Raw genomic sequence first — 23,788 nt, 5'->3', positions numbered from 1 at the left:
GTCCGGGTCCTCGTTGTAGGCCTGCACGTGCTCCCGCAGCCCGTCCGACAGGGTGAGCAGCCGTTCGAACTCCTGTCTGCCGAGGGCGAGCACGGTGCACGGCGTCACGGCCTTGACCGTCCACTCCCACCGCGCGTCCGCGTTCACCAGCATCTGCTCGCCGACGTACTCGCCGTCGGCGAGCACGCCGAGCAGCGTCTCGTTGCCGTACGCCCCCTGGCCGAGCTTGTCCACCTTGCCGTGGGCCAGGAGCACGACCTCGTCCATCGGGGCGCCGGCCTCGGCGATGACCTGGCCGGCCTCGTACTCCCTCTGGGTGAACAGGTCCGCCATCGCGGCGAGCACGTCGGCGTCGTCGAAGCCGCGCAGGGCGGGCAGCTCGCACAACTCGGCCGAGATGACCCGTACGTCCGCCCCGGTCGACACGAACGTCACCCGCCCGTCGGCCATCTGGTAGGTCAGCCGCCGGTTGACCCGGTAGGCGCCGCCCACCGCCTCGATCCACGGCAGCACGCGCAGCAGGTGACGGGAGGTGATCTCCTGCATCTGCGGCGGGGTCTTGGTCGTCGTGGCCAGGTTGCGCGCGGCCCTGGTGCTCAGGCTGAGCCGGTTGTCGTTCGGCATGGTGCTTTCGGTCACAGCACTTCACCCCATCTGTTGTCGGCACGGCGGCCGGTGTTTCGGTGACTGGTGTTTCGGTGACTGGTCACGCTCGTCGCCGAGCGGCGGAGGGGGGAGGGAAGATCAGGCTCGCTCCGGCCGGGGACGGCCCGGCCCGTGTACGGCCGCACACCGACCCATCAGGCGCATCAGGGGCACCGAATGGCACCGGGGGCGGCGCGTGGCCGTACGGCCCGGCGTGGAGCAGGCCGGAGGGGTCGTGGTGGCGGAAGTCGGTGGAAAGGCGGGCGTACCGGTCGCACGCCTCACCGGACGCGGCGGGTGAGCCGCTCGGTGAGCACCGCGAGCGCCCGCGCCGCCTCCGGGGCGATCGTCTGGTCGCGCAGCGCCTCGATCGCCTGCCCGGCCCGCAGGGCGATGAGCTCCTCGACCTCGTCGAGGGCGCCGGTGTCCACGATGACCTGCCGGAGCTCGGCGGCCCGGCGCTCGTCCAGACCCGGGTCGCCGTGCCAGGTCCGCAGCAGGTCCCGTTCGGGTCCCCGTGCCCGCGCGTACGCGTGTGCCATGAGCACGGTCCGCTTGCCCTCGCGCAGGTCGTCGAGGACCGGTTTGCCGGTGACGGCGGGATCGCCGAAGACGCCGAGGACGTCGTCGCGCAGCTGGAACGCCTCCCCCAGCGGCAGTCCGAACCGGGAGTAGGCCTCCAGCAGGGCGGGCGGCGCCCCGGCGAGCGCCGCGCCGATCTGCAGCGGGCGCTCCACCGTGTAGCGGGCGGTCTTGTAGCGGATCACCGTCAGGGCCTGTTCGACGTCCGCGTCCGCGCGCGTGTGCGCCAGGATGTCGAGGTACTGCCCGGTGACGACCTCCGTGCGCATCCGGTTGAACAACTCGCGCGCCGTCCGCCCGCGCACGTCGCCGACGGTGGCGTCCGCGAGCAGTTCGTCCGCCCACGCCTGCGCGAGCACGCCGAGCAGGATCGCGGCGGACCGGCCGAAGGTCTCCGCCTCCGGCCACCGCGGAGCCCGGGCGAGCCCCCTGTGGATGGTCGGGCGGCCACGGCGCAGCTCGCTGCCGTCCATGACGTCGTCGTGGATCAGCAGGCCGGCGTGGTAGAGCTCCAGCGCCGCGCCGGTGGTGACGGCCCGGTCCTCGTGCGGCGTCTCGCCGCCCGCGCCCCGCCAGCCCCAGTAGCACAGCAGCGGCCTGATGCGCTTGCCGCCCTCGACCACGAACTCGCGCAGGAGCCGGTAGCCCTCCGCGACGTCCGGATCGCCGACCGGGGGGCGCCGCGCGTCGAGGAAATCGGCCAGCAGTTCGTCGACCCGCCTCCGTACCCGGCCGGTCATGCCGGTGATGGACGTGTCCACGATTCCCGCCGTCATGGTCGGTCTCCTCCGCTCGACGAGCCGGTACCCCTTGCGGAAAGTTACTTAATGAACACGCAAAGTAGAACCTCTCGTTCCGATAGTCGGAACTTCTCGGCCCCTCCGGCTCAGTTCGGTTCGGCCCGCTGGGCCGCGCCGCGGTCGGCGGGGCCGTGCCGGAAGACCGCGGAGAGGAGGGCGACGAGCAGTGCGATCGCGACGAGAAGCCCGCTCACCCACAGCGGGCCGAGTTCTGCGGCCCTCTCGCCAAAGGTCGCGTCGCCGAGGGTGGCCGCGGCGAGGAGTGGTCCGGCGGCGGCTCCGGCGTTGAGCGCCGCGGTCGCGTACGAGCCGGCCATGGTCGGCGCCCCCGCCGCCTCGTAGAGGACCCGTGTGATCAGGGTGCTGCCCAGGGCGAACGACAGCGCGCCCTGGACGAACACCAGGATGAGCAGGGCGACCGGCTCTGCGGCCATAACGGCCAGCGCCGGCCAGCCGATGAGCAGCGGCGGGCCGCCGGCCGCGAGAACCGGCCCGGGGTGCCGGTCGGACAGCCGCCCCGCGACGGTGACGCCCACGAACGAGCCCACGCCGAAGAGCACCAGGACGACCGGGATCCACAGCGGATCCAGTCCCGCGGCGCCGGTCACGACGGGGGCGAGGAAGGTGAAGCTCGCGAAGGTCGCCGCGTTGACCAGTGCGCCGAGCAGCATGACCAGGATCAGGCGCCGGTTCTTGAGCTGTGCGAGTTCCGATCGCAGGACCCGCCCGTCACCTCCGCCCGCCTGCGCGGAACGCGCCGGAATCGCGCGCAGGACGCCGACGGCCGCGGGCACGCAGAGGACGGCGACGGCCCAGAACGTGACCCGCCACCCGAGCAGCGTGCCGAGGACCGCCCCTCCCGGGACCCCCGCGACGGTCGCCACCGTCGTGCCGGACAGCAGCACGGCGAGAGCCCGCCCCTTGTGGTTCGCGGGGACGAGAGTGGCGGCCGTCGTCACGGCCACGGCGAGGAACCCCGCGTTCGCGAGCGCGGCGACGATCCGGGTCGCGAACAGGACGGGGAAGCTCGATGTGGCGGCGCCCGCGACGTGGGCCGCCACGAAGACGAGGACGAAGACGAACAGACCGGACCGGGGCGGCCGGTTGCGGGCGAGCCCGGCCATGAGCGGGGCGCCGGCGATCATTCCGATCGCGAAGGCCGAGGTGAGCGTGCCCGCCGTTCCGACGGTCACGCCGAGGTCCGCGGCGATGCCCGGCAGGAGGCCGGCGAGCATGAACTCCGAGGTGCCCATGGCGAAGACCGCCACGGCGAGCGAATACAGCGAAAGAGGCATCGAGTGGCTCCGGGGCGATGAGAAGCACGAGAAGGAGACGTCTCGTCACCGCGGTCAGCACCCCGGGAGCGCGTTCGTCCGGCCGCGGACGCGGCGGGACGACGGATTCACGGACTCAGTGGTTCAGGGGGCTGACGGCGTGACCGAAAGCCCCCACCCTGGATGCCTCGGGGCTCGACATGGCCCACACGATATCCGGCCGATGCCCGTCGGCGTCCATCGGTTTCCCGCACGCCGGGCCGTGCCGCCGGACGCTCAGCTCAGTCGGCTCTGCCGAACTGCTCTTTTTCAATCGGCTCTGCCGAACTGTGCGATCGCGGTCGCGAGCAGGGCGAGCCCGAGGGCCGCGAGGACGGCCACCTCGACCGGGATGGGGACGTGCCAGCCGCCCCACGTCATCCCCGGCGCGAGCCGGGCGCGTACGGCGGGAGCCAGGTCCAGATGGGCGAAGACCAGCCGCCGGATGGGGTCCACGGCGTACGAGAGGGGGTCGATCCGGTTGAGCGCGGTCAGCCACGCGGGGAGGTCCGACGCGGGGAACATCGCGCCCGACATGAAGTAGAGCGGCATGATCAGCAGCTGGTTGAGCGCCATGAACGACTGCATCTGCCGCACCCGCACGGACATCGCGACCCCGAAGGCCGTGATCGTGAAGGCCAGCAGCACCTGGATGCCGAACACCCCGAGCATCAGACCCGGCGCGTACGGCACGCCGGCCGCCCCGGCGATGCAGATCACGACGAGACCCTGGACGGCCGCGACCGTGGCCCCGCCCAGGCATTTGCCGACGACGATCGACGCGCGGGACACCGGCGCGACCAGCATCTCCCGCAGGAAGCCGAACTCGCGGTCCCACACGATCGAGGCCGCCGAGGACATGGCGGTGAACAGGACGGCCATGGCGAGGATGCCCGGGTAGAGGAAGGTCCGCAGGCCGAGGCCGCCGGTGCCGCCCGAGGTGAGCTGCGACAGACCGGTCCCGAGGACGAACAGGAACAGGAACGGCTGCACGAGAGAGGTGAGGATCCGCAGCGGGCCGTTGAAGAACCGGATGATCTCGCGCTGCCACACCACCTTGACCGCGCGCAGTTCGCTCGCCGCGCTGCGCCCCGGCACCCGCACCACCGCGACGGGCAGGGTCCTCGCCGGCGGCCGGAGCCGCGAACCCGCCGCGATGTCACCGGGGGCCGGCACGTCTTCAGGCACGTCCTGGGGCGTCCCCTTCGGCGTCACGGTCATCGCCCGCCTCCCCGCGCCGCCGCGAGCGCGGCCGGGCCGCGTGCGCCGCTCGCGTCGGCGTCGCGGATCGACCGGCCGGTGTACGACATGAACACGTCGTCGAGGCTCGGCCGGGCCACGCTGACGGACCGGATCGGCAGCCCCGGCCGGGAGAACAGCTCCGGCACGAACCGCTCCCCCTCCTCCACGTGGAAGACGACCACGTCCCCGGACGCGACGGCATGGATGCCGAACCGCTCGCGCAGGGCGGCGACGGCCGCCGGGCCGTCGCCGGCCTGGAGCTGGACGCGGTCCTTGCCGACACCGGCCTTCAGCGCGTCCGGGGTGTCGAGCGCGATGATCCGGCCGCCGTCCACGATGGCGATGCGGTCGCAGTGCTCGGCCTCGTCCATGTAGTGGGTGGTCAGGAAGACCGTGATGTCCTCGGCCTCCTTCAGCTCCCGGATGTAGGACCAGATCGAGCTCCTGGTCTGCGGGTCCAGGCCCACGGTGGGCTCGTCGAGGAACAGCACCCGCGGCGAGTGGAGCAGCCCGCGGGCGATCTCCAGCCGCCGTCTCATCCCGCCGGAGAACGTGGCGACCCTGGCCTTGCGCCGGTCCCACAGCCCCACCATCTCGAGCACGCCCCGCAACCGCGGGCCGACGTCCGCGCGGGGCACGCCGTACAGCTCGGCGTGGAAGCGCAGGTTGCGCTCGGCCGTCAGGTAGCCGTCGAGCGTCGGGTCCTGGAAGACCAGCCCGATCGAGCGCCGCACGTCGTCGCGTTCGCGCACCACGTCGTGGCCGGCCACGCGGGCCTCGCCGGACGTGGGCCTGGTCAGGGTGCAGAGCATGCTGATCGTCGTGGACTTGCCCGCGCCGTTAGGGCCGAGGAAGCCGAAGACCTCCCCTCTGTGCACGGTCAGGTCGATGCCGCGTACGGCCTCGACGTCGCCGTAGTGCTTGGTCAGCCCGGTGGCGACCACCGCCGGATGCGTCATCCCGCCCCCTAATTACACTTGGTGTAACCGTACACCAGGTGTAACCAATGCGACCGATACGCTGTCCCCCATGAGCGGGCTGCGGGAGCTGAAGAAGAACAAGACCCGGCAGCTCATCGCCGACACCGCCAACGCGCTCTTCCGGGCCAGGGGGTTCGACGAGGTCACCGTGGACGAGATCGCGGCGGCCGCCCAGGTGTCGAAGAAGACGGTGTTCAACCACTTCCCGACCAAGGAGGACCTGGTCTTCTACCGGGCGGAGGACCGGGAGGCGATGTCCCTGGCGGCGGTCACCGACCGTCCCGCCGGGGTCTCGATCCTCGACTCCTTCCGGGCGCTGTGCCTGGCGCAGACCGGGCTCGTCCCCGGCATGCGGCGCGACCTCGTCCATCCGCGCAGCTTCTTCGACCTGGTCAGCGGCAACCCCTCACTACAGCGCAAGATGCACGAGGTCAACGAGCGGATCGTCCGGGTGCTCGCCGACGCGCTGGCGGCCGAGGCGGGCGCCGAGCCCGGCGACCCGCTGCCGCGCATCGTCGCCTCGACGCTGGTCGGCGCGCAGCGGACGCTCTACCGGCGGCTGCGGCAGCGGGTCGCGGAGGGCGAGCCCGACGAGGAGATCGAGCGCGCCCACCGCGCGGACGTCGAGCGGGTCTTCGGCCTGCTCGGCACGGGCCTGGCGGGTTACCCGCCCGCCCGGCCCGGGTTCTAGTCCGCCACCGCGACCCTGGCCTCCCGGCCGGCCGCCTCGGCCCGCTCGCGCCGCCACGGGCCGTGGAACAGGAAGACGGCGGGCGCGAACAGCGCCAGGCACACCAGGGAGACCACCAGCCACGTCTGCCAGCTCGTGGCCTCGACCACGTGCGGGATGACCAGCAGGCCGACCACGGCGATCGCCTTGGTGAGGAAGCCGAACAGGCCCCAGGCCGTGCCCTGCAGCCGGGGGTCGACGTCCTCGGCGTCCTCGGAGTAGTTGGCCATCCAGGGGGCGTACGCCACGCCGAGCGAGCCGCCGAGCAGCGCGCCGACGACCATGAGCAGGCCGCTGGAGACGCCTTCGCCGCCGAGGATGTACGCCAGGTAGGCGGTGACCAGCACGGCCGCGACGGTGCCGGCGAGTGTGATCGGCTTGCGCAGCTGGGTGCGGTCGGAGACGCGGCCGGCGACGATCAGCGTGACCAGGTTGAGGCTCCAGAAGCACGCCATGATCGTGGACGCCTCGGCGGCCGTGACGCCCAGGGCGCCGACCAGCATGGTCTGGCCGAACAGGGTGAGCGTGATGTAGAGCACCAGCCACAGCGAGATGCCGACCACGTGGGCCCAGATGTTGGGCCGGGCGAACAGCGAGGAGACCCTGGCCGGCTTGGTCAGGTCGACGACGTCGCTGGCCCGGCGCTCGGTGTGCTGGATCTGCGCGCGCAGCTCGGGCGACAGATCGGCGATGTTGAGGGCGATGACGATCGAGATGACGAGCGAGAAGCAGCCCATGATGACGAACTGCGACCGCCAGGAGTCGTTGAAGATCGGCAGCGTCCAGCCCGCCACGGCGGCGGCGAGGAAGTTCGCCCCCACCGGGCCCCAGGTCCAGAAGCCGAACGCCTGAGCCCGGCCGAGGCGTGGCGAGAAGTCACGGACCAGCGGCGCCGTGCTCGCCATCGCCACTCCGTCGACGAAGGCCAGCACGATTCTGGCGATCAGCAGATCCCGTGGACTGTGGACGAGTGTCATGGCGAAGCAGCACAGGGCGGTCAGCAGCATCAACGGAACCAGCAGGCGTACCCGGCCGAGCCGGTCGGTGAGCCTGCCGCCGAGCGCCGACGCGACGGCCCCCGCGACCGCCGCCGCCCCGGACACCGCGCCGTACGTCGCGAGGGACATGTCGAGGTCCTTGAGCAGCAGCGGGACCACCGGGGCGATCTGCGCCTCATAGGAGCCGATGAGGACGGCCAGCACGGCCATCGTGAGGATCTTCATGCGACGCGCACCGGTGGGGTACTCGTCGAGCTCGCGTACGTAGGACAGGCCCATCGACATGCCTTTCTCGTCAGCCCCCGTCCCGGCGATGAGTTCTAGAAGGCAGCTCTAGAATTCATTTCTACGAATGCTCCGCCTCCTCACGGCCGGAGTCAAGGCCGTGAGGACGTGTTCTTCCGGCACCGGATGACTAGAATGAGATTCTAGGATTTCGATCGAAGCCCGGCCCGCGACATCGGCCCTCGCCAGATCTAGATTTGAGTTCTAGAATTCGACTCTAAGACTCACCTTCCGGGTGGCAGGAGAACGATGACCGCATCACACAAGCCCGTCCCGAAACCGACCCCGGAGACCCAGCCGTTCTGGGACGGCACGGCGGAGGGGCGCCTGCGGATCCAACGCTGCCGCGCCTGTGCGCGGCACTACTTCTATCCACGGCCCGCCTGCCCGCACTGCGGCTCGGACGACGTCGTGTGGGTGACGGCGAGCGGCAGGGCCACCCTCTACTCGTACGTGATCAGCCACCGCCCGGCTCCCGGCTTCGAGGACGACGGGCCGTACGCGATCGCGGTCGTGGAGCTGGAGGAGGGCGTGCGGATGATGACGAACATCGTCGGCGTGGAGATCACACCGCAGAACCTGCCCCTGGACATGGCGCTGCGCGTGGTGTTCGAGCGGCGCGGCGACGTGCACGTCCCGCTCTTCGAGCCCGCTGGGGGTCCCGTCCGATGAACATCGTCATCGCGGGCGCGGCCGAGACCGACGAGCTCGGCAAGCTCCCCCACATGTCCACCGCACAGCTCCACCTTCAGGCGGCGCGCAACGCTCTCGCCGACGCCGGGATGACGAAGGACGACATCGACGGCGTCGCCACCGTGGGCGTGCCCGGCCCGATCCAGATCGCGCACGCCCTCGGCGTCACCCCGGCCTGGCTCGACGGCACCGGCGTGGGCGGCTCGTCCTTCCTCTTCCACGTACGGCACGCCGCGGCGGCCATCCGGGCCGGCCTGTGCACCACCGTGCTCGTCACCCACGGCGAGTCCGGGCGGTCGCGGGTCGGCGCACCCCGCCCGGCCCTCGGCCCCGACTCCCTGATCGGCCAGTTCGAGCTGCCGTACGGCGTGCTCGGCCCGCCCACGATGTTCACGCTGACGGCGCTGCGCTACATGAAGGAGACCGGGCTCACGCACGAGCAGCTCGCGGAGGTCGCGGTGGCGCAGCGCCGGTGGGCGCACCTCAACCCGCGAGCCATGTTCCAGGACCTGATCACCGTCGAGGACGTGCTCGCCTCCCGGATGGTCGCCTATCCCTTCCATCTGCTGGAGTGCTGCCTCGTCACCGACGGCGGCGGGGCGCTGATCGTGACGACCGAGGAGCGCGCCCGCAGATCGCCGGTCCATCTGCTCGGCTCCGGCGAGTCCGCCGAGTCGCCGATCATCTCCCAGATGGAGGACTTCACCACCTCCGCCGCCTTCCGCCGTTCCGGCGAGGCCGCCTTCGCCGAGGCGGGGATCTCGCACGACGACGTGGACCACCTCATGATCTACGACGCCTTTGCGCACGTGCCCGTCTACGGGCTGGAGGACCTCGGCTTCGTCAAGCGCGGCGAGGCCGGGCCGTTCATCGCCGAGGGCCACACCTCCCCCGGCGGCCGCCTGCCGCTCAACACCAACGGCGGCGGCCTCTCCTACACCCACACCGGCATGTACGGAATGTTCGCCATCCAGGAGTCCGTACGGCAGTTGCGCGGCGAGGCCGCGGCGCAGGTGCCCGGCGCCGAGATCAGCGTGGTCCTCGGCAACGGCGGCATGTTCGCCTCCGCCGCCACCCTCGTCCTGTCGAACCATCGCCCCTGACCCCGGCACGACGGCCCTCCGGAGCTCCCGCCGGAGGGCCCCGCCCGGCCGTCCCGGCGGGATCTCCCGGCCGGCCGGGAATCACGCCCGATGACCGCCGGGAAGGCCGGGCAGCAGCGGGGCGACCTGCCCAGCGGCTTCATGGTGATCGAGATGCTGGTGTACGTCTTCTACCTGGGAGTCCTGGTCATCGGCCTGGCCTTCCTGCTCGACCGCGGCGTGCGCTGGTGGGGGGCCGCCACCCTCGCGGGGCTGGTGCTCGAATTCCTCGTGCCGTACGGCGGGGCCGTCGCCTTCGCGGCGTTCGGGCTCTGCCTGATGGCGTACGGCCTGCGCCGCCCGGTGCCAGCCGGACACGCCTGAGGCCGGCGGCGGACGCTGATCTCGTGGAACGGGCGGCACAGACACTGGCGGCCGTGGTGCTCGCGGGCACCGTCGCCGGCTGCGCCTTCGTGTTCCGGGCGACGGGGATGGAGTGGGCGCTCGCGCAGAACGCCTCGCAGGCCGTCGTGCACACGGTCGCGGGAGTGGCGCTGATCCGGTCACGCGAGGGCAGCCGCATCGGCCTCGTGCTGCTGTCGATGGGCACGGCCGCGGCCCTGGGGGTGCTGCTGTGGGGCTACTCCGCCGGCCGTTGGCCCGGCTGGGGCGCCGCCGAGTGGGCACGGCTGGATCTGGGCGTTCTTCTTCGTGCCGTTCTTCACCGTGCTGCCCGCGCTGTTCCCGGACGGACGCCCGGTCACGCCCCGATGGCGGCCTGTGGTCTGGGCCGGGCTGCTCGTCACGGTCCTGGCCGCCGTCGGGCGCCCCTGGAACCTCATCGCCGCCGCCGTGATCGTCGTGGCGCTGGCCGCCACCGCGTCCCTGGTCGTCCGATGGATCAGGTCGGGACCGGAGGCCCGCCGGCAGATCGCCTACCTGCTGTACGCCGCAGGCTACGTGGTCCTGATCGAGATCGCCGGCGGCCTGCTGCCCCACCACGCGCGCCAGGCGGCGATCCTGCTCATCCCCATCGCGCCGACGGTCGCGATCGCGCTCGCGGTCCTGAGACACCGCCTGTACGGGATCGACCTCGTCATCCGGCGGACGTTCGTCTACCTGACCGTCACCGGTCTCATGTTCTCGGGCTACCTCGCCGCGGTGGCGCTACTCGGGACGGCCCTCAGCCGGGCCGTCTCCCCCCAGGCCGCGCTGGTCGCCGCCGCCCTGCGCAGCCCGGGGGTGGCGGTCGCGCTGCTGACCGACGGCCTGCCGGAGGAGATCGCGAGATCCGGCGATCCGGAGCCCGAACCCGTCGAGGTGCCGCTGGTCGCCCAGGGAGAGCGCCTCGGCACGCTGGTCGTCGGCCGGCGGGCCAGGTGTGAGCCGTACGGCGCGAAGGACCTGAGACTCATCGCCGAGCTCGGTCACCACGTCGCGGCGGCCCTCGCCGCGGCGCGTCTGACGGCCGAGCTGGACCGGGCACGGCAGCAGGCGATCGGCATCTCGTCCATGCGGCGGCGCGTAACCTCGATCGGGGGCCGGTTCGCGATCACGGCGGACCGCGGGGCCACCGTCACGGCCGTCTTCCCGCTGGAGCTGCCATGAGAGTCGTGGTCGCCGACGACCACCCGTGTTCCGCATGGGCCTGTGCCGGCTGCTCGAGAGCGTGCCCGACGTGGAGGTCGTGGGAGAGGCCTGGGACACCGCCTCCGCCGAGGAGACGACCCTGGGCACGCGGCCCGACGTCGTCGTGATGGACCTGCACATGCCGGGCGGCGGCGGGGTCGAGGCCATCGAGCGGATCCGCAGGCGGGCGCCGGACGTCCGCGTGCTCGTCCTCACCATGCACTCCGACGACGCCCTGGTCAGGAAGGCCCTGCGGGCCGGGGCCCGGGGCTTTGTCCTGAAGGACGCGTCCTCGGAGGAGATCCTGCGCGCTCTCGCGGCGGTCTACGCCAACCAGGCGATCCTCGACGCCGCCGTCGCCGAACGCGTCTTCGCCGCGGCCCCGCCCTCCGGGCCGTTCCCGCAGCTCACCGAGAGGGAGACGGAGATCCTGGAGCGGATGGCCGCGGGCCTGACCAACGAGGCGATCGCGCTGCGGCTGGGCGAACCTGCTGGAGCGGTACGCCCGCGCCGCGATGGGCAAGGGGCATGAGTGCCTCACGGTCAACAACGACGTGGATCTGCGCCTGCGGGACCTGCCGTTGCTCAACCGCAGGCCCGACGTCGCGTTGTACCGCTGCCTGGACCGCGAGCGTGGCGAACGTCTTCGCGCCGAGCACGCGCTGCTCGTGGTGGAGATCGTGTCTCCGGGTTCGGAGACCCAGGACACGACCGACAAATTCGGTGAGTACGCCAAGGCCGGCATCCCGCACTACTGGATCGTCCGGCTCGACCGCACCGGCGTGTCGGCCATCGAACGCTACCGGCTCGACAAGGCGTCGATGCTCTACAAGCACATCGGCACCCTGATGAAGGACGAGCCCGGTGAGGCTCCCGCCGTCAGCAACCCCATTCCCCTCGTTGTCGACTGGGCCGAGCTGCAGTTCTGAGCAGGGCCGATCCGGGCACGTTCCGGACAAGGCTCGTTCGCCCGTTTCCGGGACAGCTCGCCGCGCCGCGCCGATCATGGGGCGATGCGACCGGAAATCATGGTGATCGGGCGGCTTGCCGCGATCGGCGTACTGAGCGCCGCCGCGATCGGATGCTCGGGCGGCGGTGGCGGAGCGGACGCGGGCCGCTCCCCCGGCCCCGCACTCCGTTCCCCAGGCTCCGCACTCCGTTCCCCCGGCTCCGCACTCCGCTCCCCAGGCTCCGGACTCCGTTCCCCCGGCCCCACACCCAGCAGGCCGGCGGTCTCGGCCCGGCCCGAGGTGGTCCCGTCGCTGTCCGGCGGCACCTGGACGCAGACGAGAACGGCCGACGCCGGCGCCGTGATGCTGAGTGTCGCCGTGACCGGAGGCGGCGAGGCCTGGGCGGTCGGCACCCCAGGAGAGAACCGGCGAACCGGCACTGTCCTGCGCTGGGACGGGCACACCTGGCGGGCCGCGCCGCTTCCGCCGGGCCTGCGGTATCCGGCCGTGGTGTCCGCGACGTCCCCCCGCAACGTCTGGATCTTCGACAATCACGCGAACGCCTGGCAGTGGGACGGCCGGCGGTGGTCGGCCCGGGGGCGGCCGCCGGGGAAGCTCCCGATCGTCCTGGATGACGCCGTGGTCACCGGACCCGCGGACGCGTGGGTCGCGGCGGCCCAGGACCACGGCACCGCCGAGGAGCCCGACTGGCGTCCCGTGCTCGCGCGCCGGTCCCCCGCCGGCTGGTCGGTCGTGCCCCGACCGGCCCGGCAGGCTGTCCGCCACCTCGGCGCCACGGCCTCCGGTGACCTGTGGGCACTGACCGAGGACGGAGACACCGTGTCCTCGGTCGAGCACTGGAACGGGCGCCGCTGGACGGCCGTGCCGCCGCCCCCGTGGCCCGGCGGCGCCACGGCCGAATTCACGGACCTGGCGGTGGTGTCGGAACGGGAGGTCTGGGTCGCGGGATCGATCCTGCCGCCCGGTGACGGCTCGGCCACCGCGATGCTCATGCGCTGGAACGGCGACCGGTGGAACCCGGTCTCCGGCCTTCCGGCGGACGCGGTCTCGTTCAACGCCGTGGCGTCGGACGGCCACGGCGGGGTGTGGCTCGGCGCGTCCAACTATCACTCCGAGAACAAACGGATCCTGCTGCACTTCGACCGGCGCTCCTGGACGTACGAGAAGACACCGAGGACCGGCAACGCCCCGGAGGTGCTCGACCTGGTCAAGCTCCCCGGGAGGGACACGGTCTTCGCGGTCGGCGGCAACCCCTCCTACGACGAGGACGGCGAGGCGTGGATCTGGACGAGATCCTGAATCACGTCCCCGACGGCGGTGCCGAAGTCGGCGTCGTCACGCGATGGGCTCGAAGGTCACGGAGCAGGGAATGCCGTTGAGCGTGAAGCCGGAGGGGTGCTCGTCGGCCCCGTTGGCGTTAAAGCCGGTCTGGAAGCTCGTGCCGGGATCGATGCTCGTGCGCCAGACCGGATTGGTGACCTGGACGCTCGGCGGAGTCGCGGAGAACGTCCCGTTCCAGCCGACGGTGAGGGTCTGGCTGCCGGGGAAGACGAACTGCAGGATCCAGGGGCTGAACACCCGGGTGCCCGTGTTGGAGATCGTCACGATGGCATAGAAACCGGTGGTCCACCCGACGCTGGTGTAGGTCACCGCGCAGCCGTAACCGTCCGGCACCTCGGCGGGCGCCGCATGGGCGGGACTCGTGAACAACGCGGCCAGGAGAAGCCCGGCCGCACCGATCCTCGACGAACCCCGAAGAAAACGCATCGATCCCCCTCCGGATGGCGTGCGATGGAACCGATTTCAATGTGATCGTCAACCACTCGAAATCCGGTGTCAAACAATTCCCGGGGGTACGTTTCACGACTCTCGGCGCTGCCCGCGCGTACGTGCGTCACCGCAGGCAAGCGGAGCTGCGAGTTTCACCGGCGGCGATATACCGGTCACTGATCGAGGCGGGCGGAGCGACCCGGACCGGCTTCACGAATTCGGTTTTCGGACGCGGAGGAATATCCCGGTCCGTTCGGTGCTCGAATACCCGGAGAATTCGGCACCGCGGCGGCCTCGTCGTCCGTCCGCGCGACGGCCCGGGACGGACGGACGACGAGGCGGGAGGTTTCAGCCGCGCCAGGTGATGAGGGCGTCCAGGGCTTCCACGCGGGAGCCGCGGACGAGGAGGGGGTTGATCTCCAGCGACTCCAGGTCGTCGCCGAGGCTCCCGGCGAAGGCGGCGACGCGGGCCACGACCTCGGCGACGGCGTCGAGGTCGGCCGGCTCGGCGCCGCGGGCGCCCCGCAGCAACGCGGCGCCGCGCAACTCGTCCAGCGCCCGCCGCACCTCGGCCGCGTCCACCGGCAGCACGCGCAGCGCCGTGTCGCGCAGCGCCTCGACCCAGATCCCGCCCAGGCCGACGGCCAGGGTGAGCCCCCACGCGGGGTCCCGTACGACGCCGACCAGCAGTTCGACGCCGCCGCCGCGCTGTGGCTGGACGAGCGCGCCCACGCGACCGGCACCGGGAACCGCCGCGGCGGCGGCCACGACCTCGCGATAGGCCCGTCCGACGGCCCGCGCGCCGGCCAGGCCCAGCCGGACCCCGCCGACGTCGCTCTTGTGGCCGAGCCCGTCGGCGGCGACCTTGAGGACGACCGGGTAGCCGAACCCGACCGCCGCCGCCACGGCCGACTCCTCGTCGTACACGAGCTCGCCGGGCACGACCGGGATCCCGGCGGACGCCAGCAGCGCGGCGGCCCGGTGCTCGGCCCAGACACCTGTCCCGGGCTCGCCCGCCGCGGCGCTCGCCACTGCCCTCGCCACGGCCCTCGTCTGGGCCGCGCCGTCCGCCGCCACGGCGGCCCGGTACGCCCGTCCCCATCGGACGGCCGCGCCGATGGCGTGCATGCCGTGCTCGATGCCGCCCGCGACGTACGGGAACCCGGCCTCCCGCTGGACGTCGCGGCCGAACTCGGTGACGTCGGTCAGCACGTTGCCCACGACGACGACCGGCCTCGGCGCCTCGGCGATGCGTTTGGCGCTCGCGGAGAACATGGCGTACACGGGCGCGGGGTCGGGCGGTGCGACACGCGGGAGATCCGACAGCAGCATGACCGCGTCCACCCCGGGGTCGGCGGTGACGGCCTCCAGCGCGCGGCCGAGCAGCGTGCGGTCGATGAGCACATATCCGGTGACGTCGAGGGGGTTCTGCACGGTCCCGAAGGAGGGCACGATCTCCCGCAGCCGGGCGACGGTCTCCGGGGCGAACGCCGGCAGCTCCAGCCCCTCGTCCTCGGCCCGGTCGGCGATGATCTCCGACGCGCCGCCCGAGGGCGTGACGACGCCGATCCGCGGGCCCGGCAGCGGGCCCACCTCGGCCAGCAGGCCGGCGGTGATGATGAGGTCCTCCAGGGACCGCACCCGCACCACCCCGAGCTGCCGGAACGCCGCGTCGATCACGTTGTCGTCCCCGACGAGCGCGCCGGTGTGGGCCTGGGCGGTGCGCGAGGCGAGCCGGCTGCGCCCGATCTTCAGTGCGACGATCGGCTTGCCCGCGAGCAGCGCCCGGCGCGCCGCCCGGGAGAACGCCGCCGGATCGCGGACCGACTCGAGGAACAGCGCGATGGCCTTGGTCGCGGGGTCGTCCACCAGGTAGTCGATCACGTCGGTGACGGTGACGAGCGACTCGTTGCCCATCGAGGTGAGCAGGCTGATCCCGACGTTGCGGGCCTGGGCGAAGCCGAGCACCGAGCTGGCCAGCGCGCCGCTCTGCAGCACCACGCCGACCGGCCCGCGCAGCAGCGGGGACGGGATCGGCAGGCCGTACGGCGTGACGTCCCCGGCGGCGTTGATGAATCCGTTGCCGTTCGGGCCGAGCACGGTGAGGTCGTTCTCCCGCGCGAAGCCGATGATCTCCGCCTCGAGGGCGGCGCCCTCCGGGCCGGTCTCCCCGAATCCGGCGGTGAGGATCACGTAGTGGCGGATGCCGAGCTTGGCCCCCTCACGCAGCACGGGCAGCACGGCCGTGGTCGGCACCATCACGTACGCGAGGTCGACCTGGCCGGGGATGTCGGCCAGGCTGCGGCAGGCCTGCTCGCCGTGCACCACGCCGCCGCGCGGGTTGACCAGGTGAACGGGCCCGCGGAAGCCGTGCGTACGGAGGTTGGTCAGCGTGCTGATCGACCAGCCGGACTTGTCCGTCGCGCCGACCAGGGCGATCGACCGGGGGTTGAACAGCTCTCCTACCGGCATCCTCACTCCCCGATCGTGCCGAGGCGGGCGTGGCCCTTGAGCAGGTTGCGGGCGATCGTCCGGCGCTGGATCTCGTCGGTGCCCTCGAAGATCCGCAACAGGCGCAGCTCGCGATACCACCGCTCGATGGGCAGTTCCTTGGTGTAGCCCATGCCGCCGTGGATCTGCAGCACGCGGTCGACGACCTGGTTGGCCATGACCGCGCCGTTCAGCTTGGCGATCGAGGACGCGTGCCGGGCGTCCATGCCCTGCTGCACCCGCCAGGCGGCGTGCAGCGTGAGCCACTTGGCCGCCTCGATCTCCACCTGCGAGTCGGCGATCATCCACTGGATCGCCTGGTATTCGGCGATCGGCTTGCCCATCGAGACACGGATCCCGGCGTAGTCGATCGCCATCTGGAGCATGCGCTCGGCCGAGCCGACCGCCCGTGCGGGGATCATGTAGCGGCCCTGGCCGATCCACTGCATCGCCAGCTCGAAGCCCTTGCCGAGCTCGCCGAGGATGTTCTCCTCCGGCACCCTGACGTCCTCGAACACCAGCGAGGCCGGGCCCCACTGCCCCATGGTCGGGATCGGCTCGGACTTCCAGCCCATGTCGCGGTCGGCGAGGAAGCAGGTGACGCCGCCGTTCGCGCCCTTGTCCGGGTCGGTCACGGCGAACACCATCACGAAGTCGGCCTCGCTGCCGCCGGTGATGAAGGTCTTCTCGCCGTTGATGACCCAGTCGCCGCCGTCCTTGACGGCACGCGTACGGATGTTGCGGGCGTCGGAGCCGGCGCCCGGCTCGGTGATGGCGAAGCAGGACCGGCGTTCGCCCTCGATGGTGGGGATGAGGTAGCGCCGTTTCTGCTCCTCGGTGCCGGCGTAGAGGATGTTGTCGGCCGAGCCGCCGAAGCTGAACGGGACGAACGTCCGCCCCATCTCCATGGCGATGATCGCGGACATGACCGGGCCCAGGGCCGCCCCGCCGTACTCCTCGGGGGTGTTGATGCCCCAGAAGCCCATCTTCTTCGCCTTGAGCCGCAGGTCGTTCAGGACCTCGGGATCGAGCCCCGGGCCGCCGGCGCGCTCGCTGCGCAGCACCTCGGGTTCGAGCGGCATGACCTCCCGCTCCACGAACGCGCGGATGGTGTCACGGATCTGCAATTCCTCGGGGCTCAGGGAGAAGTCCATCGACGCGACTCTTTTCTAGAATTGCTCTCTAGGAAGTGACTCCAGCCTGGCTAGCCGCCCCAAGGGTGTCAAGAGGCCTGGAATCACTTTCTAGAATTCGACGGGCTACGATGGTGCCGTCCCTGGAACGAGGAGCCCGTATGGCACGCAAGCCCGGCGGCAGGAGCGGCTCGTGGGAGTGGAGCCGCACCGCCCAGACGCGTAAGAGCATGCTTCAGGCCGCCCGCGAGGTCTTCTCCGAGCACGGCTTCGCCGACGCCAACGTCGCCGACGTCGTCGAGCGCGCGGGCTCCAGCGTGGGCAGCCTCTACCACCACTTCGGCGGCAAGACCGAGTTGTTCCTCGCGCTGTGGGAGGAGCACCAGGCAGCCCACGAGGAGGCCGCGGCGTCCAGCGTGGCCGCGGCGAAGCAGGCGGGCGTGAAGGACCCCGTCGAGCTGTTCATCGCCGGGGCCAGGGCGTTCCTGGAAGGGTCCTGGCAGCGGCGCGACCTGGCCCGGCTGTTCATGGACGGCGACGGCCCGCCGGGGTTCGAGCTGATGCGGCGCACCCGCGGCCGGGAGTGGGTCCGGCAGAACGCCGTCCTGCTCGGCGCGGCGAACACCCCGACCGACCGCCTGACCGTCTCGGTCCTCACCAGCGTGATCGGCGAGGCCGGACGCGAGGTCGCGACGAGCGGGACCGAGGAGGAGGCCGGGGAGGTCGTCGAGGCGGCGGTCGCGCTGATCCGCCGCTTCGGCGACCCCCTGGCCACCCACGAGGACACCACGGGCGCGACCGGCGTCACGGACGGCGCCGGGGCCGCTCAGGGCTGACCCCGGCGGCACCCGCTCGGCCCACCCCCGCCCGCACTCGCCCGCACTCGCCCCGGCGGGGGTCCCGCGGCCGTCGCGGGCCGCGTCCCGCCTCCCGATCGGCCCCGGCGCGTCCCCTCACGCGGGGCGGAAGGCGGCCCTGCCCCGGTCGAGCACGACGGTGCCGTCCTCCTTCGCCGTACGGAACAGCGCCGTCGCGCCGTCGCCGGACACCCAGATGGACACGGTCAGCGTCTCGCCCGGGTAGACCGGTTTGCTGAACCGCCCCGACATGGCCGCGAAGCGTGCCGGATCGGACCCCGCCACCGCGTGCAGCAGCGCCCGGCCCGTGAAGCCGTACGTGCACAGGCCGTGCAGGATCGGGCGGTCGAAGCCGGCGCGGGCGGCGAAGACGGGGTCGGAGTGCAGCGGGTTGCGGTCCCCGGACAGGCGGTAGAGCAGCGCCTGGTCCTGGCGGGTCTCGTAGGTCACCGTGTGGTCGGGCGCCCTGCCGGGCTCGGCCCAGTCGTCGCGAGGACCCCGGTCGCCGCCGAAGCCGCCCTCGCCCCGGATGAACACCGAGCTGCGGCTCGTGATCAGCGACTCGCCGCTCTCGGCGTCGGCCGCCCTGGCCTCGATCGTCACCAGCGCCCCCGAGCCCTTGTCGTGGACGCCGGTCACCGTCGAGGTCGTCCGCACGCGACCGGCGGCCGGCAGCTCGCGGTGCAGTTCGAAGGCCTGCTCGGCGTGCACGAGCATGGCCGGATCGAAGTCGCCGAGCCGCCGCCCCGTCGGCGCCTGGGCGGCCAGCACCGCGAAGGTGGGCAGCACCCGCTGGCGGACCCCCGCCGAGTTCTCCGTGGTGAAGGCGAGCTCTTCGGTGCCCGCTCCGACGCCCAGCGCGTACAGCAGGGTGTCGGCGGACGTCCACGACCGCTCGTGCGGCGGGCCCTCCACCCCGATCAGACCGTGGTCGAGCGGCATGTCAGGCCTCCCCGTCCGGGATGCGCCCGCTGGTGAGGGCGTTCGGCGCGGCCTTGTCCACCAGGCCGGGGATCACCTCGCCCAGCTCGGCCGGGTCCCACCGGGCGTCTTTGTCCACCCCCGGCCCGGCGTGCCAGCCCTCGGCCACGCTGATGTGCCCGCCGCGCACGTTGAAGACCCGTCCCGTGATCCCCCGCGACCGCGCGCTCGCCAGCCACACCACCAGCGGCGCGATGTTGTCCGGCGCCGCCGGATCGAAGCCGCCCTCGGCCGGCCGCCTCCCGCCCGGGATGAGGTTCTCCGTCATCCGGGTGAGCGCGGCGGGCGCGACCGCGTTGACCGTCACGCCGTAACGCGCCAGCTCCTTGGCCGCGATGATCGTCAGCGACGCGATTCCCGCCTTGGCCGCGCCGTAGTTGCCCTGGCCGGCGTTGCCGTAGATGCCGGACGACGACGTGGTGTTGATCACCCGGGCGTCCACCGGCTCGCCCGCCTTGGCCCTGGACCTCCAGTAGGCGGCGGCGTGCCGCAGCGGGGCGAAGGTGCCGCGCAGGTGCACCCGGATGACCGCGTCCCACTCGTCGGCGGTCATGTTGACGAGCATCCGGTCGCGCAGGATGCCCGCGTTGTTGACCAGGACGTGCAGGTCGCCGAAGGTCTCCACCGCCCTCCTGATCATGCGGTGCGCGCCGTCGAAGTCGGAGACGTCCTCGCCGTCGACCACTGCCTCTCCGCCCATGGCCCTGATCTCCTCCACCACCTCGCCCGCGGCGCCGGTGGACGACCCCGTGCCGTCGACCTCCGCGCCCAGGTCGTTCACGACGACCCTGGCGCCCTGGCGCGCGAACTCCAGCGCGTGTCCCCGCCCGATGCCCCGCGCGGCGCCCGTGACGATCACGACACGGCCTTCCACGATTCCGCCCATGCGCAGCTCCCTTGACTCGGCCTTGACCCGACCGCTCGTGAACGTGATTCTAGTAATGGAATCTAGAATTCGGTAGGGAGGAGCCGGTCATGACCCAGCTCGCCGGACGATGACGGCCGTGCCGCAGGCCGTCGCGGCGGACCCCGGCGAGCGGGAGCGGCTGCGCCACGCCTGGCGGACGCTGTCGGTCGTGAGCATGGCCAGCGTCCTGACCGCGCTCGGCGGCAGCGCTCTCAACGTGGCGCTCCCCCAGGTCGTACGGCAGACGCACGCGAGCGCGGACGCCGCGAGCTGGATCCTGCTCGCCTTCCAGCTCACGACGACCGTGCTCATGGTCGTGTTCGGCCGGCTCGCCGACCTGTTCGGGCGGCGGGCGATGTATCTCGGCGGCCTGGCCACCTACACCGTCGCCAGCCTGCTGGCCGGGTTCGCGCCGGACGCGTGGATCATCGTGGCGTTGCGGGTGGTGCAGGCGGCGGGCGGGGCGATGCTGCTGACCAACAGCGCCGCCCTCGTGACCGACGCCTTCCCCAAGTCGCGGCTCGGCGAGGGGATGGGCGTCTACACCGCGTCGTTCTCCATCGCCCAGCTCGCCGGCCCGGCGCTCGGCGGCCTGTTCACCGAGCACCTCGGCTGGCGCTGGGTGTTCTGGTACAACGTGCCTCTCGGCATCGCGTGCCTGGTCTGGGGCGCGACGGCCCTGCGTCCCGGACCTCCGCAGGGCCGTGACCGGGGCCTCGACCTGTCCGGGAACGCGCTCGTGCTCGCCTGTCTCGGCGGCCTGCTGCTCGCGCTGTCGGAGGTGACCCGGCTCGGCTGGGGGCATCCGATGGTGGTGTCCGGGCTCGTCGTGTTCGCGGTGACGCTACCGCTGTTCGTCGTGCGGGAGCTGCGGGCCCGTCATCCCGTGGTGGACATCCGGATGTTCCGCGATGTCACGTTCGCCCTGGGGACTCTGGCGTCGTTCCTCAACTCGACGGCCCGCGTCGGGGTGGTGCTCCTCGTGTCGCTGTTCTTCCAGGCGGTCCGCGGCGAAGACCCGGTGCGGGCAGCGGTGAAGGTGCTGCCGCTCTCGGTCGCGGCGATGGCGGCGTCGGTCGCGTCGGGCTTCGTGCTGCGCCGCCTCGGCCCGCGCACGGTGGCCCTCGCCGCGACCTCGCTGACGACGGCGGGCCTGGCCGTCCTGCTGTGCCTGATCTCCCCCGGCGTCTCGTCGGCGGCGCTCATGGCCGCCCTCGTGCTGATCGGCCTCGGCTCGGGCATGTTCCTGCCGAGCAACACCACGGCGATCCTGCACGGGGTGCCGTCGCACCGGCTGGGGATCGTCAACGCCATGCGCCTGATGCTGCAGAACACCGGGGTGGTGGTCGGCACCGCGCTGGTCCTGTCGATCATCACGGTGCCGCTGCCGGCCGGGCTGCACGACGCCGTCTTCGCGGGAACGCTGTCCCACGTCTCGTCCACCGCGGTCGGGCAGCTCGTGACCGGCTACCGCTGGGCGCTCGCCTGCATGACCGTGGTCTCCGCGCTGGCCGTGCTGACCTGCTTCACCAGAAGGCGGGCGGGCTCGTCCGTCAGCTGAGGACGCGGCCGTGGCGGTCGCGGGCCTTCAGCCGCACGGTGGGCATATCGGGGGCGGGCAGCCGGCGCTCCCCGCCCGGGACGACGCCGAAGCGGTCGCCCGGTATCCACTCATCCCGTGCCCAGTCGTCGCGCGCCCGCGCGATCTCCTCGTGCGAACGGCCGACGAAGTTCCACCACATCACCAGGGGCTCCTCGAACGGCGTGCCGCCCAGCACGAACAGCCGGGCCGGGCCCGCCGCCTCGATCGGAACCTCCGTACGGCCCTGCCCGAGGTAGAGCAGCGAGCCCGGCGCCAGCGCGACCCCGGCGACGCCGGCCGTGCCCGACATCGCCAGCACCGCCGTCTCGAAGGCCGGGTCCACCGGCAGCCTGTGCTCTCCCGGTCCACCGAACAGCACCTCGGCCCCGAGCAGCGGGGTGTGCACGAGGGCGGGCGAGCGCAGCGGCCCGGACTCCCCCACGACGACGGTCACCGTGACGTCCCCGTCACGCAGCACGGGCAGGGCCTCGTGGTGCTCGAACCGCGCCTCGCCGTGCCGCGCGTCCTCCGGCAGCGCGACCCACAGTTGCAGCCCGTGCATGCCCGGCGGGCGCTCCGGCGGCGACTGCTCCGAATGGGCGATCCCGTGGCCGGCCGTCATCAGGTTGAGCTGCCCGGGCACGATCGTCTGGACGTTGCCGAGGCTGTCGCGGTGCAGGATCTCCCCCTCGGCGAGCCAGGTGACCGTCTGCAGGCCGGTGTGCGGATGCGGCGGCACCCGCATGCCCGGCCGGCCGCTCACGTCTTCGGGCCCGAAGTGGTCGACGAAGCACCACGCGCCGACCATGCGGCGCGGGCGCTGCGGGAGCAGCCGCCGTACGGTCGTGTAGCGGCCGAGCGGCACGTCGTGGCCGGGCAGGAGCACGCTCTCCGGCTCTGTGCCGTCGGCGACGGTACAGCCGTACAGCGCCGGCTCCCCGGGGCTCACTTCGATCCCTCCCCGCCGTCCAGGGAGAACCGGGCCCGCCGATCGGCGGGCACCAGGTCGAGGTACTCCGGGTGCCGCGCGATGTACCGCTGCACGAACGGGCAGAACGGCAGGACCTCCAGCCCGGCGTCGCGGGCGGCGTCGAGCGCCGCGCGGACCAGCGTCGAGCCGAGGCCCCGGCCCTCGAAGGCCGGGTCGATCTCGGTGTGGGTGAAGGAGATCGCCGGCCCCTTGAGCCGGTAGTCGGCGAAGCCCGCGAGGGCGCCGTCCACGGTGATCTCGAAGCGGCTCGCCTCCGGGTTGTCGGCGACCTGCGGTTCTGACTGCTGCATCGGGTTTCCTTCCGGGATCGTCAGGCGGCGATCGTCGCGTGCATCTCCCACACGAGGATCTCGGCGGGCTCGGTGGCGGTGACCTTCTGCCCACCGGTGGCGGTGAAGCGTACGGCGTCGCCGGTCTTCAGAGTGCCCGCACCCTCCAGGGTGACGCTTCCCCGGGGGACGAACAGGTGCAGGAACGGCGCCTCGGGCAGTTCCACGCTCTGGCCCGCCTGCAGACGGGCGGCGTACAGCGCGGCGTACCGGTTCTTGATCCGGATGGCGGCCTCGCCGGCGTGCTTGTCCATGCCGCTGGCGACCGGCACCAGGCCGCCGGCCAGCAGCTCGTTCTCGATCTCCAGCTGCTCGTAGCCGGGATCGATGCCGGGCTCGTCGGGCACCACCCACATCTGGACGAAGTGCACCGGCTTGTCGTGCGTGTCGCCGCCGGTCAGGCGCCAGGAGTCGTTCTTCTCCGAGTGCAGGATGCCGGTGCCGGCGCTCATGCGCTGGGCCAGGCCGGGGTAGATGACGCCGGAGTGGCCCTCGGAGTCCTGGTGGACCAGGGATCCCTGGAGCACCCAGGTGACGATCTCCATGTCGCGGTGCGGGTGCGTCTCGAAGCCGGTGCCGGGGTGGACGACGTCGTCGTTGTTGACCAGCAGCAGCCCGTGGTGGGTGTTGCCGGCGTCGTAGTGGCCGCCGAACGAGAACGAGTGCTTGGAATCCAGCCAGGGGATGCGGGTGGCGAAACGCTCGGCCGCCCGGCGGATGTCCACACGAGGGGTCAGCCTGGTGGTGGTCATGAGTGCCCTTTCCTCGTCGCCATGTAGATGATGCGTCATCTACTGG

At 72.1% G+C, this 23,788-nt stretch carries 24 protein-coding genes; 10 read left to right on the top strand and 14 right to left on the bottom strand.

What is annotated here, in order from left to right; genetic code table 11:
• The 5 genes from AAH991_RS36120 to AAH991_RS36100 form a co-directional block, all read right to left on the bottom strand.
• Positions 1-639: cyclic nucleotide-binding domain-containing protein (locus tag AAH991_RS36120; RefSeq protein ID WP_346230441.1), on the bottom strand; the 639-nt coding region annotated here is incomplete at its 3' end.
• A 287-nt stretch (positions 640-926) separates the two neighbouring features.
• The gene (locus tag AAH991_RS36115) at positions 927-2,003 is read right to left on the bottom strand and encodes a polyprenyl synthetase family protein (RefSeq protein ID WP_346230440.1); all 1,077 of its coding nucleotides are present in this window, start codon (positions 2,001-2,003) and stop codon (positions 927-929) included.
• A gap of 110 nt (positions 2,004-2,113) precedes the next feature.
• Positions 2,114-3,322, bottom strand: coding sequence for a Cmx/CmrA family chloramphenicol efflux MFS transporter (locus AAH991_RS36110; RefSeq protein ID WP_346230439.1), 1,209 nt, complete (start codon positions 3,320-3,322; stop codon positions 2,114-2,116).
• Between the two features lie 288 nt (positions 3,323-3,610).
• Positions 3,611-4,561, bottom strand: a complete 951-nt coding sequence (locus AAH991_RS36105) for an ABC transporter permease (protein WP_346230438.1) — start codon at positions 4,559-4,561, stop codon at positions 3,611-3,613.
• Complete coding sequence (locus tag AAH991_RS36100; RefSeq protein ID WP_346230437.1) at positions 4,558-5,541, bottom strand: ATP-binding cassette domain-containing protein; 984 nt, start codon at positions 5,539-5,541, stop codon at positions 4,558-4,560. The genes AAH991_RS36105 and AAH991_RS36100 overlap by 4 nt, the downstream gene beginning before the upstream one ends.
• 70 nt (positions 5,542-5,611) lie before the next feature.
• Between AAH991_RS36100 and AAH991_RS36095 the strand changes: the two genes are divergently transcribed.
• Positions 5,612-6,253, top strand: coding sequence for a TetR/AcrR family transcriptional regulator (locus AAH991_RS36095; RefSeq protein ID WP_346230436.1), 642 nt, complete (start codon positions 5,612-5,614; stop codon positions 6,251-6,253).
• On the opposite strand, the gene AAH991_RS36090 is transcribed toward AAH991_RS36095, so the two are convergent.
• Complete coding sequence (locus tag AAH991_RS36090) at positions 6,250-7,575, bottom strand: MFS transporter (protein WP_346230435.1); 1,326 nt, start codon at positions 7,573-7,575, stop codon at positions 6,250-6,252. The genes AAH991_RS36095 and AAH991_RS36090 overlap by 4 nt on opposite strands.
• Before the next feature lie 249 nt (positions 7,576-7,824).
• On the opposite strand from AAH991_RS36090, the gene AAH991_RS36085 reads away from it, so the two are divergent.
• From AAH991_RS36085 to AAH991_RS36055, 7 genes are all read left to right on the top strand, one after another.
• Positions 7,825-8,247, top strand: coding sequence for a Zn-ribbon domain-containing OB-fold protein (locus tag AAH991_RS36085; protein ID WP_346230434.1), 423 nt, complete (start codon positions 7,825-7,827; stop codon positions 8,245-8,247).
• Positions 8,244-9,371, top strand: coding sequence for a thiolase C-terminal domain-containing protein (locus tag AAH991_RS36080; protein ID WP_346230433.1), 1,128 nt, complete (start codon positions 8,244-8,246; stop codon positions 9,369-9,371). The genes AAH991_RS36085 and AAH991_RS36080 overlap by 4 nt, the downstream gene beginning before the upstream one ends.
• Positions 9,372-9,461: 90 nt before the next feature.
• On the top strand, positions 9,462-9,734 hold the full coding sequence (locus tag AAH991_RS36075) for a hypothetical protein (protein WP_346230432.1): 273 nt from the start codon (positions 9,462-9,464) through the stop codon (positions 9,732-9,734).
• Between the two features lie 327 nt (positions 9,735-10,061).
• Positions 10,062-10,958: a hypothetical protein gene (locus AAH991_RS36070; protein WP_346230431.1), complete on the top strand. Its 897-nt coding sequence runs from the start codon at positions 10,062-10,064 to the stop codon at positions 10,956-10,958.
• 34 nt (positions 10,959-10,992) lie between these two features.
• Entirely contained in the window at positions 10,993-11,511 is a 519-nt protein-coding gene (locus tag AAH991_RS36065) for a response regulator (protein WP_346230442.1), read from the top strand.
• Entirely contained in the window at positions 11,495-11,908 is a 414-nt protein-coding gene (locus tag AAH991_RS36060) for a Uma2 family endonuclease (RefSeq protein WP_346230430.1), read from the top strand. Before AAH991_RS36065 ends, AAH991_RS36060 begins: the two co-directional genes overlap by 17 nt.
• 84 nt (positions 11,909-11,992) lie before the next feature.
• Positions 11,993-13,249 (top strand): hypothetical protein, encoded by a 1,257-nt coding sequence (locus tag AAH991_RS36055; RefSeq protein WP_346230429.1) that lies wholly within the window; start codon positions 11,993-11,995, stop codon positions 13,247-13,249.
• Between the two features lie 36 nt (positions 13,250-13,285).
• Here the strand turns inward: AAH991_RS36055 and AAH991_RS36050 are convergent, their stop codons facing one another.
• The 3 genes from AAH991_RS36050 to AAH991_RS36040 all read right to left on the bottom strand — a co-directional run bounded on the left by AAH991_RS36050 (position 13,286) and on the right by AAH991_RS36040 (position 17,364).
• Positions 13,286-13,717 (bottom strand): cellulose binding domain-containing protein, encoded by a 432-nt coding sequence (locus AAH991_RS36050; RefSeq protein ID WP_346230428.1) that lies wholly within the window; start codon positions 13,715-13,717, stop codon positions 13,286-13,288.
• Positions 13,718-14,068: 351 nt separating this feature from the next.
• Positions 14,069-16,192, bottom strand: coding sequence for an acetate--CoA ligase family protein (locus AAH991_RS36045; protein ID WP_346230427.1), 2,124 nt, complete (start codon positions 16,190-16,192; stop codon positions 14,069-14,071).
• Positions 16,193-16,194: 2 nt separating this feature from the next.
• Positions 16,195-17,364 (bottom strand): acyl-CoA dehydrogenase family protein, encoded by a 1,170-nt coding sequence (locus AAH991_RS36040; protein ID WP_346230426.1) that lies wholly within the window; start codon positions 17,362-17,364, stop codon positions 16,195-16,197.
• A gap of 140 nt (positions 17,365-17,504) precedes the next feature.
• Here AAH991_RS36040 and AAH991_RS36035 point away from each other — a divergent pair, with 140 nt between their 5' ends.
• Entirely contained in the window at positions 17,505-18,179 is a 675-nt protein-coding gene (locus AAH991_RS36035; RefSeq protein WP_346230425.1) for a TetR/AcrR family transcriptional regulator, read from the top strand.
• A 117-nt stretch (positions 18,180-18,296) separates the two neighbouring features.
• Here the strand turns inward: AAH991_RS36035 and AAH991_RS36030 are convergent, their stop codons facing one another.
• On the bottom strand, positions 18,297-19,142 hold the full coding sequence (locus AAH991_RS36030; RefSeq protein ID WP_346230424.1) for a MaoC/PaaZ C-terminal domain-containing protein: 846 nt from the start codon (positions 19,140-19,142) through the stop codon (positions 18,297-18,299).
• A 1-nt stretch (position 19,143) separates the two neighbouring features.
• Positions 19,144-20,067: an SDR family oxidoreductase gene (locus AAH991_RS36025; RefSeq protein WP_346230423.1), complete on the bottom strand. Its 924-nt coding sequence runs from the start codon at positions 20,065-20,067 to the stop codon at positions 19,144-19,146.
• Positions 20,068-20,185: 118 nt separating this feature from the next.
• Here AAH991_RS36025 and AAH991_RS36020 point away from each other — a divergent pair, with 118 nt between their 5' ends.
• Complete coding sequence (locus AAH991_RS36020) at positions 20,186-21,649, top strand: MFS transporter (protein ID WP_346230422.1); 1,464 nt, start codon at positions 20,186-20,188, stop codon at positions 21,647-21,649.
• Here AAH991_RS36020 and AAH991_RS36015 read toward each other — a convergent pair.
• The 3 genes from AAH991_RS36015 to AAH991_RS36005 are packed head-to-tail and all read right to left on the bottom strand — an operon-like array spanning position 21,642 to position 23,742.
• Positions 21,642-22,619, bottom strand: coding sequence for a pirin family protein (locus tag AAH991_RS36015; RefSeq protein WP_346230421.1), 978 nt, complete (start codon positions 22,617-22,619; stop codon positions 21,642-21,644). The two genes, AAH991_RS36020 and AAH991_RS36015, sit on opposite strands and share 8 nt — an antisense overlap.
• Positions 22,616-22,951: a GNAT family N-acetyltransferase gene (locus tag AAH991_RS36010; RefSeq protein WP_346230420.1), complete on the bottom strand. Its 336-nt coding sequence runs from the start codon at positions 22,949-22,951 to the stop codon at positions 22,616-22,618. The genes AAH991_RS36015 and AAH991_RS36010 overlap by 4 nt, the downstream gene beginning before the upstream one ends.
• Positions 22,952-22,971: 20 nt before the next feature.
• Positions 22,972-23,742 carry a pirin family protein gene (locus tag AAH991_RS36005; RefSeq protein ID WP_346230419.1) on the bottom strand — a complete coding sequence of 257 codons (771 nt, stop codon included), beginning with the start codon at positions 23,740-23,742 and terminating at the stop codon, positions 22,972-22,974.
• Between the last annotated feature and the right edge of the window lie 46 nt (positions 23,743-23,788).

The organism is Microbispora sp. ZYX-F-249 (assembly GCF_039649665.1).
GTDB classification, from domain to species: Bacteria; Actinomycetota; Actinomycetes; order Streptosporangiales; family Streptosporangiaceae; genus Microbispora; species Microbispora maris.
This window is presented reverse-complemented; position numbering and strand designations above follow the sequence as displayed.